This window comes from Alicyclobacillus sendaiensis NBRC 100866 (genome assembly GCF_001552675.1).
Classification (GTDB): domain Bacteria; phylum Bacillota; class Bacilli; order Alicyclobacillales; family Alicyclobacillaceae; genus Alicyclobacillus; species Alicyclobacillus sendaiensis.
The window spans coordinates 1-12,325 of the sequence record NZ_BCRQ01000008.1 but is presented as its reverse complement, the minus strand read 5'-3'; the positions used below and the strand labels follow the sequence as shown (position 1 = coordinate 12,325).

Annotated in this window: 15 protein-coding genes; 11 read left to right on the top strand and 4 right to left on the bottom strand. The window is 59.8% G+C overall.

Going from position 1 to position 12,325, the window contains the following annotated elements; genetic code table 11:
* The first annotated feature begins 28 nt into the window (after positions 1 to 28).
* From AS26_RS02810 to AS26_RS02795, 4 genes are all read left to right on the top strand, one after another.
* Positions 29 to 850 carry a pseudouridine synthase gene (locus AS26_RS02810; RefSeq protein ID WP_062305964.1) on the top strand — a complete coding sequence of 274 codons (822 nt, stop codon included), beginning with the start codon at positions 29 to 31 and terminating at the stop codon, positions 848 to 850.
* A 61-nt stretch (positions 851 to 911) separates the two neighbouring features.
* A complete protein-coding gene (locus AS26_RS02805; RefSeq protein ID WP_062305962.1) occupies positions 912 to 1,436 on the top strand; it encodes a YhcN/YlaJ family sporulation lipoprotein in 525 nt (174 codons plus the stop codon).
* Between the two features lie 110 nt (positions 1,437 to 1,546).
* Positions 1,547 to 2,248, top strand: a complete 702-nt coding sequence (locus AS26_RS02800) for a response regulator transcription factor (protein WP_062305960.1) — start codon at positions 1,547 to 1,549, stop codon at positions 2,246 to 2,248.
* Positions 2,245 to 4,017 (top strand): ATP-binding protein, encoded by a 1,773-nt coding sequence (locus AS26_RS02795; RefSeq protein ID WP_062305959.1) that lies wholly within the window; start codon positions 2,245 to 2,247, stop codon positions 4,015 to 4,017. Before AS26_RS02800 ends, AS26_RS02795 begins: the two co-directional genes overlap by 4 nt.
* 157 nt (positions 4,018 to 4,174) lie before the next feature.
* Here AS26_RS02795 and AS26_RS02785 read toward each other — a convergent pair whose 3' ends face one another.
* A complete protein-coding gene (locus tag AS26_RS02785) occupies positions 4,175 to 4,612 on the bottom strand; it encodes a helix-turn-helix transcriptional regulator (RefSeq protein ID WP_062305955.1) in 438 nt (145 codons plus the stop codon).
* A 248-nt stretch (positions 4,613 to 4,860) separates the two neighbouring features.
* On the opposite strand from AS26_RS02785, the gene AS26_RS02780 reads away from it, so the two are divergent.
* Together AS26_RS02780 and AS26_RS02775 are read left to right on the top strand one after the other, a co-directional pair.
* Positions 4,861 to 5,469: an SIR2 family NAD-dependent protein deacylase gene (locus AS26_RS02780; protein WP_245629573.1), complete on the top strand. Its 609-nt coding sequence runs from the start codon at positions 4,861 to 4,863 to the stop codon at positions 5,467 to 5,469.
* Positions 5,470 to 5,528: 59 nt separating this feature from the next.
* Positions 5,529 to 5,903 carry a hypothetical protein gene (locus tag AS26_RS02775; protein ID WP_062305952.1) on the top strand — a complete coding sequence of 125 codons (375 nt, stop codon included), beginning with the start codon at positions 5,529 to 5,531 and terminating at the stop codon, positions 5,901 to 5,903.
* Between the two features lies 1 nt (position 5,904).
* Here the strand turns inward: AS26_RS02775 and AS26_RS02770 are convergent, their stop codons facing one another.
* Positions 5,905 to 6,561: a PrsW family intramembrane metalloprotease gene (locus AS26_RS02770; RefSeq protein WP_062305951.1), complete on the bottom strand. Its 657-nt coding sequence runs from the start codon at positions 6,559 to 6,561 to the stop codon at positions 5,905 to 5,907.
* Between the two features lie 67 nt (positions 6,562 to 6,628).
* Here AS26_RS02770 and AS26_RS02765 point away from each other — a divergent pair, with 67 nt between their 5' ends.
* From AS26_RS02765 to AS26_RS02760, 3 genes are all read left to right on the top strand, one after another.
* Complete coding sequence (locus tag AS26_RS02765) at positions 6,629 to 7,468, top strand: DUF2797 domain-containing protein (protein ID WP_062305949.1); 840 nt, start codon at positions 6,629 to 6,631, stop codon at positions 7,466 to 7,468.
* Between the two features lie 16 nt (positions 7,469 to 7,484).
* Positions 7,485 to 7,655: a hypothetical protein gene (locus AS26_RS14390; protein WP_169793464.1), complete on the top strand. Its 171-nt coding sequence runs from the start codon at positions 7,485 to 7,487 to the stop codon at positions 7,653 to 7,655.
* A gap of 87 nt (positions 7,656 to 7,742) precedes the next feature.
* A complete protein-coding gene (locus AS26_RS02760) occupies positions 7,743 to 8,444 on the top strand; it encodes a S1C family serine protease (protein ID WP_062305947.1) in 702 nt (233 codons plus the stop codon).
* Positions 8,445 to 8,497: 53 nt separating this feature from the next.
* Here the strand turns inward: AS26_RS02760 and AS26_RS02755 are convergent, their stop codons facing one another.
* Positions 8,498 to 8,845 (bottom strand): hypothetical protein, encoded by a 348-nt coding sequence (locus AS26_RS02755; RefSeq protein ID WP_062305946.1) that lies wholly within the window; start codon positions 8,843 to 8,845, stop codon positions 8,498 to 8,500.
* Positions 8,846 to 8,949: 104 nt separating this feature from the next.
* Here AS26_RS02755 and AS26_RS02750 point away from each other — a divergent pair, with 104 nt between their 5' ends.
* Positions 8,950 to 9,723, top strand: a complete 774-nt coding sequence (locus tag AS26_RS02750) for a class I SAM-dependent methyltransferase (RefSeq protein ID WP_062305944.1) — start codon at positions 8,950 to 8,952, stop codon at positions 9,721 to 9,723.
* Here the strand turns inward: AS26_RS02750 and AS26_RS02745 are convergent.
* A complete protein-coding gene (locus tag AS26_RS02745; protein WP_062305943.1) occupies positions 9,672 to 10,379 on the bottom strand; it encodes a metallophosphoesterase in 708 nt (235 codons plus the stop codon). The genes AS26_RS02750 and AS26_RS02745 overlap by 52 nt on opposite strands.
* 141 nt (positions 10,380 to 10,520) lie before the next feature.
* On the opposite strand from AS26_RS02745, the gene AS26_RS02740 reads away from it, so the two are divergent.
* Positions 10,521 to 11,912 carry a UvrD-helicase domain-containing protein gene (locus tag AS26_RS02740; RefSeq protein WP_062305941.1) on the top strand — a complete coding sequence of 464 codons (1,392 nt, stop codon included), beginning with the start codon at positions 10,521 to 10,523 and terminating at the stop codon, positions 11,910 to 11,912.
* Positions 11,913 to 12,325 lie beyond the last annotated feature (413 nt).

The following is a 12,325-nucleotide window of genomic DNA, read 5'->3' as shown; positions in this document are numbered from 1 at the left end:
GCGCAGGAGGATGGGAGTTCGGATCAGGATGGAACGATTGCAGAAGGTATTGGCCCACGCTGGCGTGGCGTCGCGGAGGAAATGCGAGGAGTTGATCCGCGCTGGGCGAGTCAGCGTCGACGGCCAAACGGTGACGGAGTTGGGCGCAAAAGTGGATCCGTCGCGCCAGCGCATCGCGGTGGATGGCGTGCCCATTGAGCTTGAGCAGCCCGTGGTTCTCGTCTTGAACAAACCCGTTGCGTACTTGTCCACGGTATCCGATCCACTGGGTCGGCGCACCGTCATGCAGCTGTTGCCCCCAATGCGAGAACGGGTGTACCCGGTCGGTCGGCTCGATTACGACACGAGCGGGTTGTTGTTGTTCACTAATGATGGAGAACTGACGCAGCGGCTCCTTCACCCGTCGCGCGAGATCGAGAAAGTCTACCGCGTTTCGGTTCGGGGCATTGTCGATCGCGAAGCCCGGCGCGCGCTGATGGAGGGGGTGGAGCTCGAGGACGGCGTGACCGCCCCGGCGAAGGTGGAGGTCCTGCGGCAGGCGGATGGCGAGGACGGCGTCGCCGTCGTCCATCTTGCGATTCACGAAGGAAGAAATCGCCAGGTCCGCAGGATGTTTGAACGCCTCGGGCTGCCCGTCGTCCGCCTAAAGCGCATTGCGTTTGGCCCCGTGTCGCTCGGTCATCTCAAGACTGGGGAATGGCGCGTGCTGACCCCAGACGAGTGGGTCGCTTTATACCAAGCTGCAGGCATGGTGCCTCCCCCTTACCGACGGCCGACCATCCGGCGCGGGCCTCAGGATAAGCGCGCCCCGCGAACGCCTTCACAAGAGCGCCATCCGCGTCGGGACTGAACGCCTGCGCGTATGGACGAGGGTTTGGACAGCATCCTAGACGTGAGGGGGTGCTGTTACGATGAGCAAGTTCGTGCGGATGGCAGCTGCACTCGTCGCGCTGTGCGTGGCGACGGGGTGCGGTCGAGTGGACAACGCGTCGCAAGCCGCCAACAGCGTCGCACAGGCCACCAAGCAGGCTGGAAACGCGGTGGCCAACACGATTCAGCGAGCAGGGCAGGCGGCGGATCGCGTGGGACAGGCCATGGGTAATCCAGCGGCCGTGAAGTTTCGCGAGGCTCACGACATCGCTTCCAATTTGGTGCGATCCGGCTATGCGCGGCGGGCCATTGCCTTTGTGATGGGCGATGTGGCTTATGTCGCGATACAGGCGCCGTCGGGGGCCGGTTCCGGGCAGCGAACCAAGGCTCAGATCGCAGAACACGTGAAGGCCGCCTTTCCAGCGATCCGCCAGGTGTACGTGAGTGAGAATCCAGACGTGTACGCGAGGTTTGAACAGTTTCAGCGGATGATGTTGCAGGGCCAACCCGTTCAAGCCGTCTGGAAGAGTTTCAAGACTTCCGTCGAGCGCATGTTTCCCTCCTGAGCGTCTCCCATGTGCGGCCGGCCGAGCTTAGGCTCGGTCGGCTGCATTGTTTGCCAAACGTTGATGGCCGTATAATGGGGACGCAAGGGGCCACAGGCGGAGGTGTAGGCATGGCACAGACGCGGATCTTGGTGGTAGATGACGAAGAACGGATACGCCGATTGGTTCGCATGTACCTCGAGCGAAACGGCTTCGAAGTGGACGAGGCGGCCGATGGCAAAGAAGCGCTTCACAAAGCCTTGAGTCAGGCGTATGCCCTCATCATTCTGGACTTGATGTTGCCTGGGATGGACGGTAGAGATGTCTGCGCGCAAATTCGGCAACACAGCAACGTGCCGATTGTGATGCTCACCGCAGCGGGCGACGAGGCCAATCGCGTGCACGGTTTTGAGCTCGGCGCCGACGATTACGTGGTCAAGCCGTTCAGTCCCCGCGAACTCGTCTTGCGTGTCAAGGCGTTGCTCAAGCGCACCGGTGCAATGGAGTACAGCCGGAATGCCATCCAAACCTTGACCTTTCCGGGTTTGGAAATTCAAATCGATGCACGCCGCGTCGAGGTCAACGGCCAAGAGGTCAACCTGACGCCGAAGGAATTTGACCTTTTAGTCTATATGGCGCAGCGCCCCGAAAAGGTCTTCAGCCGCGAAGAACTTCTGAGGGATGTCTGGAACTATCAGTTTTTTGGAGATCAGCGCACGGTGGATACGCATATCAAGCGGCTGCGCGAAAAGCTGGGCCAGGCTTCTCCTGAGGTGAGCCGATACATTGTGACCGTATGGGGCGTCGGGTACAAGTTCGAGGTGGCCTCGTGATCCCGAACAGCATCGTCGCCAAGATGTGGATGACGATTGTCGGCATGGTGTTTGTCATCCAGGCGCTTTTATCGGTCTTGCTCCAGCAAGTCTTCAACAAGTATATCGTGACCCGGGAAGAGGCGAGCCTCACCCAGCTCGCCCTGACCATCGAATCCGTGCTCGCAACGGGGGCCTATCGTTCCATCAAAGAGCAGGTCGCGAGCGACATCGCCAAGCGCGTGGAGCGCGCGACGGTGGTCTACGGCATTCCGTATACCGCCAACTCGGCGTTGAAACAAGCCTATCACTCCATGACGCCCCAAGAACGACAGGCCTTGTCCCGCGGCCAGCCGGTCACGTTGAGCGGGACTGCCGGCAAAGTCCGCCGGCTCACCGTGTACGTGCAGATCCCGGTCGCTGAATCGCCACAACCGGGCCTCCTCGCGGTGTCACAGGACACGAGCGTGCTCGACGAACCGCTGCGGGAGATTCGCAACATGGTGCTGTTTGACACTGTGCTCGGCGTCATTCTGGCGACCGGATTCGCGTTCGTCATCTCCAAAAACCTTTCTCGGCCACTCGTCGATATGACGCGAGCTGCCGAGGAGATGGCGCGAGGGCACTATCGTCAGCGCGTCCGCGTGGTGACCAACGACGAGGTGGGGCGGCTGGGGCATACCTTCAACGCGTTGGCGCGTCAGTTGGCGGAAACCATCGAGCAACTGACGATGGAACGAGAAGGGCTGCAGCGGATTCTCTCGTCACTCCAAGACGGCGTGGTCGCGACCGATTTGGATGGCCGCGTGGTGTTGGCAAATCCTCCGGCTAAGCGTCATCTTCGCCACCTCTCGGTCGCGGAGCGAGGCATTGTCGATGAGGACAGACTCCCCGACCGGCTCATGAGCCTGTGGGTGCGCGTGCGCGAGCAGCAGGATGCCGTGTACCGCGAGGACACCTGGGACGGGAGGACCATCGGCATCACGATGCTGCCCTTGTACGAAGCGGACGGCACGACCTTGCGCGGCGCACTCTGCGTCCTCCGCGACATTACCGAGGAAAGGCGGTTGGATCGGCTCCGCAAGGACTTCATCGCCAACGTGTCGCACGAACTCCGGACGCCGCTCAGCATGTTGCAGGGCTACACGGAGGCGCTTCTCGACGACATCTCGGACGATCCCGAGATGCGGAAAGAGCTCACGGAGATCATTCACGACGAAACCCTGCGCATGAAGCGGCTCGTCAACGATCTGCTGAACCTCGCGCAGCTGGAGAGCGGGCAATTCGAACTCCACTTCACTCGTCTCGACCTCACGCAGGTCATGCGAAGGGTGGCGCGCAAGTTTCAAGCGCTTGCCAGCGACGAGGATCATCTGGCGTTCGAAGTGTCGATTCCGGACGGTCCCGTCATGGTGGACGGCGACGAAGATCGCCTGGAGCAAGTGTTTACGAATTTGCTCGACAATGCATTTCGCCATACAGCGAAGGGTACCATTCGTTTTGAGTTGGATATTCGCCACGACTACGCCTACGTGCGCGTGGCCGACACGGGCAGCGGCATACCGGAAGAAGATGTTCCGTACATCTTCGAGCGCTTCTACAAGGCGGACAAAGCCCGAACGCGGTCGCGGTCAGGTACCGGACTCGGTTTGGCCATCGCCCGGCAGCTCGTCATTGAGCATCGCGGCGAGATTCTCGTGGAAAGCCGCCTTGGGGAAGGGACCACGTTTACCGTGGTATTGCCGCTCGCTTCTCCGAACCCTCGCGGCGAAGGAGAGGGCGCGTCATGACCTGGGTTTACGATGCCAAACTGTATGACACCAAGTTTCAGGCTTCCTGCCGCGTGGCTCGGCTTGAGGACGCCGGTGTGGCGTCCTCAAGCAAAGCGCGCTATATTTCGGTTTTTCAGACGAAAAGCGGCCGATACGGGGTGAAGATGTTGTTGACTCACGATTCGTCGGAGTCTGAACGGCGTTCGAAGTAGCGCAGTCTCGTCAGCAGGTTCTTCTTCTGGGCCAGCACGTCAATTAATTGCCAAAGAAAGGATGACTCCTCCTTAGACAATTGGCTCATCCGGTGTGCGGCTTCCAAATAGGGGAACGATTCTTCGTTGAGCACAAAGTGTTGGAGTGGCGTCGGCAGTTCGTAGACCGAATTTCGCATCCGCTTCGGCTCATACGTCATCTCAGGATCGCACAGCACCTGCAGAGGTACCCCGAGCGCGTCGGCCAATCGCTTCGCGTAATCCAACGATGGGCGCCGCTTGTCGCGTTCGATGGACGAAATGTGAGGCGTGGACACGCCCGCTCGCATGGCGAGCTCCTGTTGTGACCAACCACGGCTCTGGCGGATGGCTCTCACACGTGCACCAAAGGAATCCTTCATGGTGGCTCTCCTCCCCGAAACCCCTCATGGTATGACTCACGGACACTGTATCAAGGCTTCGACTTCATTGTAAATGCAAAAATGGGAATAAACTTTACTGTTATGTACGATCGATCTGCATCACCTCGGAAAGGATTTGTTGAATGTTATACTACTGTTCTGGCAAACCGTCTGCCAAGAGGGTCCATCGACATTTGTGGACTTGGCCAAAGTCTCACCTGGTTGCGATCACGGGCGCAGGGATCAGCGTGGAAAGTGGGTTACCGACCGTCGACGATACCGTCGCGGGAATCCCACTCCGGCGCTTGTTTCAGCCGACCATCTGGCGGGAAGAGCCTCTTGCGGCATTTCGCGCGTATCGCGTGATCGTCAGCGAGTGGCGGCGCAAACGTCCGAATCGAGCTCACTTGGCGCTGGCTCGCGCAGAGGTCCCCATCATCACGCAAAACATCGATGGTCTGCACAGGGCCGCCGGGAGCACGAGCGTGATCGAGCTGCACGGCAATCTCCGCGAGTTGAGATGCGATGCGTGTGGCGGGATTTTTCAGTCCGACCTGGTGTGGAAAGAACCCATTCCGACGTGTCCAACCTGCGGTGAGTTTCTTCGCCCCGGCTTCGTCTTGGAGGGCGAAGAGGTGCGCCACATTGCGCGAGCCGTCGACTGGGTGGCCGAAGCGCGGGGATTGCTCATTGTCGGCACGGAACTTCATATGACGCCCGTTCGCGAGTTGTACGAGCTAGCGAGAGGGCGAAACGTCCCCATCGCGTGGGTGGGCGATCACGCGGAGGATTGGGTTCCCTATTTGCTCGGAGAAGAAGGGCGGTCACATTCTCTTTTTTGCCCGGGTGAAGTATAGTAACAGCAGCGAAGGCGGTCTTGCCGCAGCGCATGTTCTCACAAAGATGAGGGGATGTTGTGGATTCGGACAAGCTTCATTACGTGCTCGTGACGGATCGCAGCCGAAAGGCGCGATCTCTGCGTCAACTGTACGAGACGCTCGTGGCGAATCGAGCGGATGCCGCACGCCTCGAAGTCAACATCGGTGACATTCGCGGAGAGGCCGGCATTGAGCTGCGCGAGCGGGATCGGCATCGCGTCCTTAGCCTTCGCCTGCAGGATGAGCACATGAGTCCGTATTGCCAAACCAACATGAACTTGTTTCAACTGCTCATGCTGGACGAGCGCACCGAGATGATCCTTTACCGCGCGAAGCGCGCCTGGCTCTTGGTGTTCCGCGGCGTTGCCAGTGGGCCGCGCCCTTTCGGCACGCAGGGCTACGACCCGCGATAGTTCATGCCAAGCGCACGCGCCAGGGTTTTCGGGCGCGACGCAAAATCTGCAGGCTGTACTCGCAAAGTGCGAACAGCACACCGGCAAGGACGAAGTCGGCGATGAGCGATCCGGCCAGGGCGAACGTGTCGTAGATGCCGTGTGCGATGGCGGGCGCGATATACCCCCACGCTCGTGAGGCGCGCAGAAATCGCGCGCGTGCGAACTGATATCCCATGATGATGGCAAACATGAAGTGCGCCGGTACGGCGGTGACTGCTCGGACGACCGCGGTCCAGAACCCGGAACTCGTGACGTACAGGACATTTTCAACCGTCGCGAAACCGAGACCTATGGCGCACGCGTAGACGATGGCGTCGACGGGCGCATGGATACGGCCGCGATCGAGCACCGTTCGCTCGAACACGGCGGCCTTAAGAAACTCCTCCACCATGCCGGCCACGAAGAAGGCCGTCGCCAACAGCCCGCGCCATGTGGCGGGTTGGGCGGAGGCGTGATTGAGGAGCGCTCGCTCGATCACGCCGGCCGGCAAGACCACTAGGGCGCCCAGCACAAACAGCTTTGCGACTTCCCGCTTGGGTTCAGGGTGGAGCTTGTCATAGGTGTAGATCAGCGCGAGGAAGAGCAGCCCGGGTAGAACGGCGAGCGCGATGTACATCTGTGGTTCCCTCTTTCCTGAAAGGTTGCTAAAGGCGGTTGTAGTGTTTCGTCTGGGGGACGGTTTTATGTTGTGGATGGGCGACTTGCGCGAACTCGAACCGACTTTCGGCGTGCCTATCGCGTATAGACTGAAATTGGCAAGCGAGGACGGCTTGCGTTCGATTCCCATTTCGGTGGGGGACACCCTCGTGTTTCGGCCGACGGGCACGCTTCGCTGCGTGGCCTGTGGGAGAAGGGTCAAGAAGCTGTATCAGCACGGGTATTGCTTCCCGTGCGTGCGGACGCTGGCGGAGTGCGATCTGTGCATCGTGAAGCCGCACCAGTGCCATTTTCACCTCGGGACGTGTCGCGACGCGGGATTTGCGGCCGAACACTGCATGGTCCCTCATTATGTGTACGTCGCGTGGAGCAGCGGTTTCAAGGTGGGGATCACGCGGAAGGGGCGCCAGCTGAAGCGATGGATGGATCAGGGCGCGGTGGAGGCCGCCGTGATCGCCGAGGTTCCGGATCGGAAGACCGCCGGAGATCTGGAAGTTCATATTGCACAGTGGATGGCTGACAAGACGAATTGGAGGAAGATGTTGGCTGATGAGGCCGGGCCGGATCGACCTCTCGCGGAGGTGGCGCGCGAAGTCCAGGCTTCTATCGCGGAAAGCTACCGTCCCTATTTGGTTGCCGATCTGCGGCCGGAACGTCTTGCGTATCCCCGGGAACCGGGCTTCAGGATCGCGCTCCACTCGCTTGCGCTGACCTCGGACGAGCCGGTGGGCGGCGTGATTCGAGGGATCAAAGGTCAATACCTCTTGTTCGACGACGGCGTGTTCCATGTGAAGCGCTGGGCGGGGCATGAAGTCGTCGCCGAGTACTGCGCCTCGTCATGTTCGGCGGAGGTGGGGGCAAACTAGGCTGGGAGGGGTTCGCATGACGTGGATTTACGAAGCGCGGCTGTACGATTCGAAGGCGGTCGCCATGTATGTGGCGATGAACCTACGCGATTCCGGCGCGCGTCAGCGACTGGACGCCTCGTCCGTTCAGGTCTACCGCACGCGGCGAGGCAACTATGGCGTGAGATACCGGACCTTCGAGGCTTAGTGGCACGCGGCACGCGTCATCCGCTTGGCGAATACAATGAACAGCGCATCGTGGATCGGCCTTGATCCCGCCAAGGGGTGATGACAGGTGAAAAAGACTCATTCCGCGCCGGGCAAGCGTGCCGCTCAGCCTCATCTCCCCAACTTCGTCCGGCTTGTGGAGCGATACAAGAAGTGCGTTGTGGGGATTGAAGTCATCCAAACCCCCTATCGAGACCGCGCGCTCTTTTTCCCGTGGGAGCGGCCTTTGCCGCGAGAAGGGCGCACAGCCCTCAACATCGGCACGGGATTTATGTTTCATTCCAAGGGCTACATTCTCACCAACGAACACGTCATCGCGGAAGCGGATCGGATCATGCTGCGGGTGTTCGGGCGCAAGGACCTGGTGGAAGCCGATCTCATCGGGCGAGATCGGAAGCACGACATCGCTGTCCTTTGGGCGAATATCCCTGTACCCTCTCCGGTGTTGCGGCTTGGCCACAGCAAAGATGTGCAGGTCGGCGAGTGGGTCGTGGCCATCGGATCTCCGCTCGGCCTGGACCACACGGTGACGGTCGGGATTGTGAGCGCGAAGAACCGGCCGCTGCAGATAGGTGATCGAGAGTACCCCAACCTCATTCAAACGGACGCCGCCATCAACCGCGGCAACAGCGGCGGACCGCTCATCAACCTGCGCGGCGAGGTCATCGGGATGAACACGGCCGTCTCTCAAAGCTCCCAAGGAATTGGGTTTGCCATCGCTGCCGACGTGCTCCGCCAGCGCGTCAAGGCCATCCTGGGCGATGTGTGACCAGGAGGGGCCGGATGGTGCACCTACCCATCGCCTCGCGGGTGTCGGCTGCTTCAAGAGCCGCGATGGATGTGGCGCCGCAGATAGAAGCGTTGACGCGGATTTTGCTCGTACCATGCTCGCATGATGCAGTGGATCGTCCAGGTAGGTCGCGGGACAAGTTGCTCAACTTCAGCGGTGATGTCGACCAGCCGGACATGATGTCCATCAATCACGATCCCGTCCGCCAATTCAGCCCATGTGTGGCGAGTGCAAGCGGATCGCCAAAAATTGTGCATGGAACTCTCGCTGTAGATGTGGGACTGTCCGTTCTCAAGCAACATCATGAGCGCCGAAGGAAGAAACATCACGTCACCCGGAGGCTCCACGCAAGCCTCGTAGATGCGAACGATTCGGGTCAAGAGAGCCCCTCCTTTTGTGCCTAAGTATACCAGTTCTCCTGCCTGCGCAAGTGCCCGGACCACCCGCCAGTTCGCCGCATAGGATTCAGCAAGGGGAACCTGGGATGGACTACTTGGATGCCTTGGGCCGAGCAGGCATCATCGGTGCGCACCCTGGCGGATGGGCGTTGACTGAGTGGTGGCTTGAGCGAGTACCTCTATCGGCGGCGGCCTCCGTGCTTGAGGTGGGATGTGGCACAGGCGGCACGGCCCTGGCGCTCGCTCAACGAGGCATGCGCGTCACCGCGCTCGACGTCCGACAGGAAATGATTGATCACGTACGAGCCCGAGCGCGACAGGCGCATCTCCCGGTGAACGCGGTCGTGGGCTCGGCGGATCGCTTGCCCTGGCCGCCTGCGTCATTTGACGCCGTGATCGGCGAATCGGTCCTTGTATTCGCGGATATTCCCGTTGTGTTGCGAGAAGTTCGCCGCGTGTTGAAGACAAGCGGACTTGCTCTGTTTGTCGAGATGGTGGCGCCCACGGATCCCCCGCCGGGATGGCACGACGAAGCCGCGCGCGTCTACGGAGCCCGCGAGGTGCCCACACTTTCGAGTTGGAGGAAGTGGTTTCTCGCGGCGGGCTTTCAGCCCGTGATCTTGCGCGCGGGCGACATCCGGAGTCTCGAACAGGAGGCAACGCCGTTTTGTCTCGTGGAGGATGTCCACGCCGCCATGATCGCGGATCCGGAGGTCGGGATGGCATTGGCCGAGCACTTCGCGTGGATGGAGCGTTTCGGCCACACGCTTGGCTACGGCGTGTTTCTGCTCGTACCGAGAGCGTCGGATCAGGGCTCGATCCACTCGTCAGGGACTTTCCACGGCATAAATTGCAGATAGTCGGAGCTAACCAGCTGGTACTGGACGCCGTCGATCTCGCCATTGAACGAGAACCGATGCGCAGGCCCGTGCAAATGACCGTATACGCATGCTCGCACGCCATAGGCAACGAGCAATTCATGAAATGGTGAGTGTGGATGATTCGCGTCCACCGGCGGGTAATGCATCAGACACAGAATCGGCTTTTCCTGTTTCACCGCTGCTTTCAGCGACAACTCGAGGCGCACCATCTCCCGCTTGAGGATGGGTTCATCCTGTTCCTGGTTGTACGAGGGGTGATGGGGCAACGTCCATCCTCGAGTGCCTGCGAAACACACGTTGTCAAGGACAAGGCAATCGTTCTGCAGGGCGTATGCGCGTGGTGGCAGCGCCCTTCGAACTCGCTGAATTCCTCCCCACCAAAAATCGTGATTTCCTCGAATGAGCACCTTTCGGCCAGGAAGGCGTCCGATCCACGCCAGGTCGGGCGCGGCCTCTTCTAACTTCATCGCCCAAGAGATGTCGCCTGGGATGACGACGATGTCGTGATCTTGGATTCGCTCATGCCAGTGACGCGCGATCTTGTCAGCGTGATCTCGCCACTCCTGTCCAAATACGTCCATCGGCTTGGTATTCGATGTATCCAGGTGCAAGTCTGCGATTGCGTAGATGGCCACGGCGTCTCCCCCTCGACCGTTCCATGATATCACACGCAAAGAAGTCGCCTGCCCGGGGGCGTTCTTTGCGAGCGATGGAATTCTCCTCGCCGTCATCGACGCGGGTGCCTTCGAGGTGTTGAATGGGAACGGGGGATCTCGATGTGGACGGAAGAACAATGGGCCGTGATCGAACCCAAGAGCGCTTCGTCGGCGGTGGTGGTGGCGGCGCCTGGGAGTGGAAAAACCACCGTCATGACGGAGCATCTGGCTCAGGTCATTGCAACGGGTCGAATTCCCGCGCAGCGCATCCTCGCCATGACGTTCACGCGGCAGGCTGCTGAACACATGCGTCAAAAGTTGCGTAAGCACGAACGACTCCGCACCGTGGATGCCGAGTCGTGCGCCATGGGTACGTTTCACGCCGTCTTTTTCCGAGCGCTGTTGGAGGCGGATCGCCAAGTGTATCCTGTGCTCGGTCAGCGCGAGCAATACGCGCTCATGCGAGAGGCCATAGCCGACGTGTTCGGTGAACGCCATGCCACCAGTATGTACGAGATCCAGTCGTATCTCACGCTGTACAGCCGGACGGTCGGTGGACAAAAGCAGGGTGAGGTGGAGGAGAAGAGCAAGAGAATCTTGGCGTCTTATGTCCGCAGAAAGCGGGAGAGGAGCCGATGGGACCATGACGACATTCTCCTCGCCTCGATTGACCTGTTGGAGTCGGGATCGTCGGCGAAGAGCCGGCTCTTTCAAATGAGCTATATTTTGGTGGACGAGTTTCAAGACACGAATGGGCTACAGTGGGCTCTTCTCACGTCCCTTGTAGAACGAACCGGCGCTTTCGCCTTCGTGGTTGGCGACGATGACCAATCGATTTATGCCTTCCGAGGCGCTTCTCCCGTGTACCTCCAGCGTGCGGCTGAAGTGCTCCCCAACGCGCAACAATATTTGCTCACCGCGAATTTTCGCTCCGACCGAGCCATCCTGCGCCATGCGGGGCAATTAATTCGCCACGTGAGGATTCGCGTGGACAAGCCTTTACGGGGCGTGCGCGATGCGGAGGGAGTCTGCCTCGCATGTGAGGTCCAGGACCGTGCGGCGCAATGGCGGCTTGCCGCGCAGTTGATCCGGCGCGCGACGCTTGAAAGGCAGTCGATGGCGATTCTTGCCCGCACGCGCAGCCAGTTGGCGCTCGCGTGGACAGAGCTTCGCCGAGCATTCGGAGGCGAATGGGATCTCCTCGCGAAGGGGATCGAATTTCGCACATTTCACGATAGCAAGGGCAAGGAGTGGGATGTCGTCGCGCTGCTTGACATGGCGGTGCCGTTCGACGTGACGTTGGATTCCGATGAAGAACGTCGTTTGTTGTACGTTGCGATGACGCGAGCGAGACACGAGTTGTACGCGCTCGTGCCGCGGGTATGGGGCGGCGTTGCCATGCGTGCGCACCCATTTTTGCTGGAGTCAGGGATCAAATTTGGCCGAGTGAACGGGCGGAATCTTGGTTCGAAATTGGGTGAAAAATCGCTGGACTTTTCGGGGTGTAACTAATACAATAGAGTCAAATCAGATCTGTTATACATCATCTGTTGTAGATCAACGCAGAAGGAACAACGGATTTAACCCTGGGGGAGTGGTGAAGATGACGAGGAGTCATCCGGTGAAGGGTGGAGAGTTGCAGGGCTCAGTGTTTTCGCACGAAGTGGATTTTCGCTCCTCTTCGGAGGCAAAGCGGGAATTTGCTGACACGGAAAATAAGCAGTGGGTTCAGGAGCGCCTCCTGGATTATTATCACGGGAGTCGGGGATAAGCTGGTTCGTTGGATAGAGGTTCGTCCCTGCAGCGGAGATGAACAGGATAGAATTTCGCAGGCGCGCCGAAGAACAACCGGCGCGCGTTTTCTGTGTTCAAGCCTTATAAGGTGCGTGTAAAGCGCGGGGGTGCGAAAAGTTGCTCCGCAACCC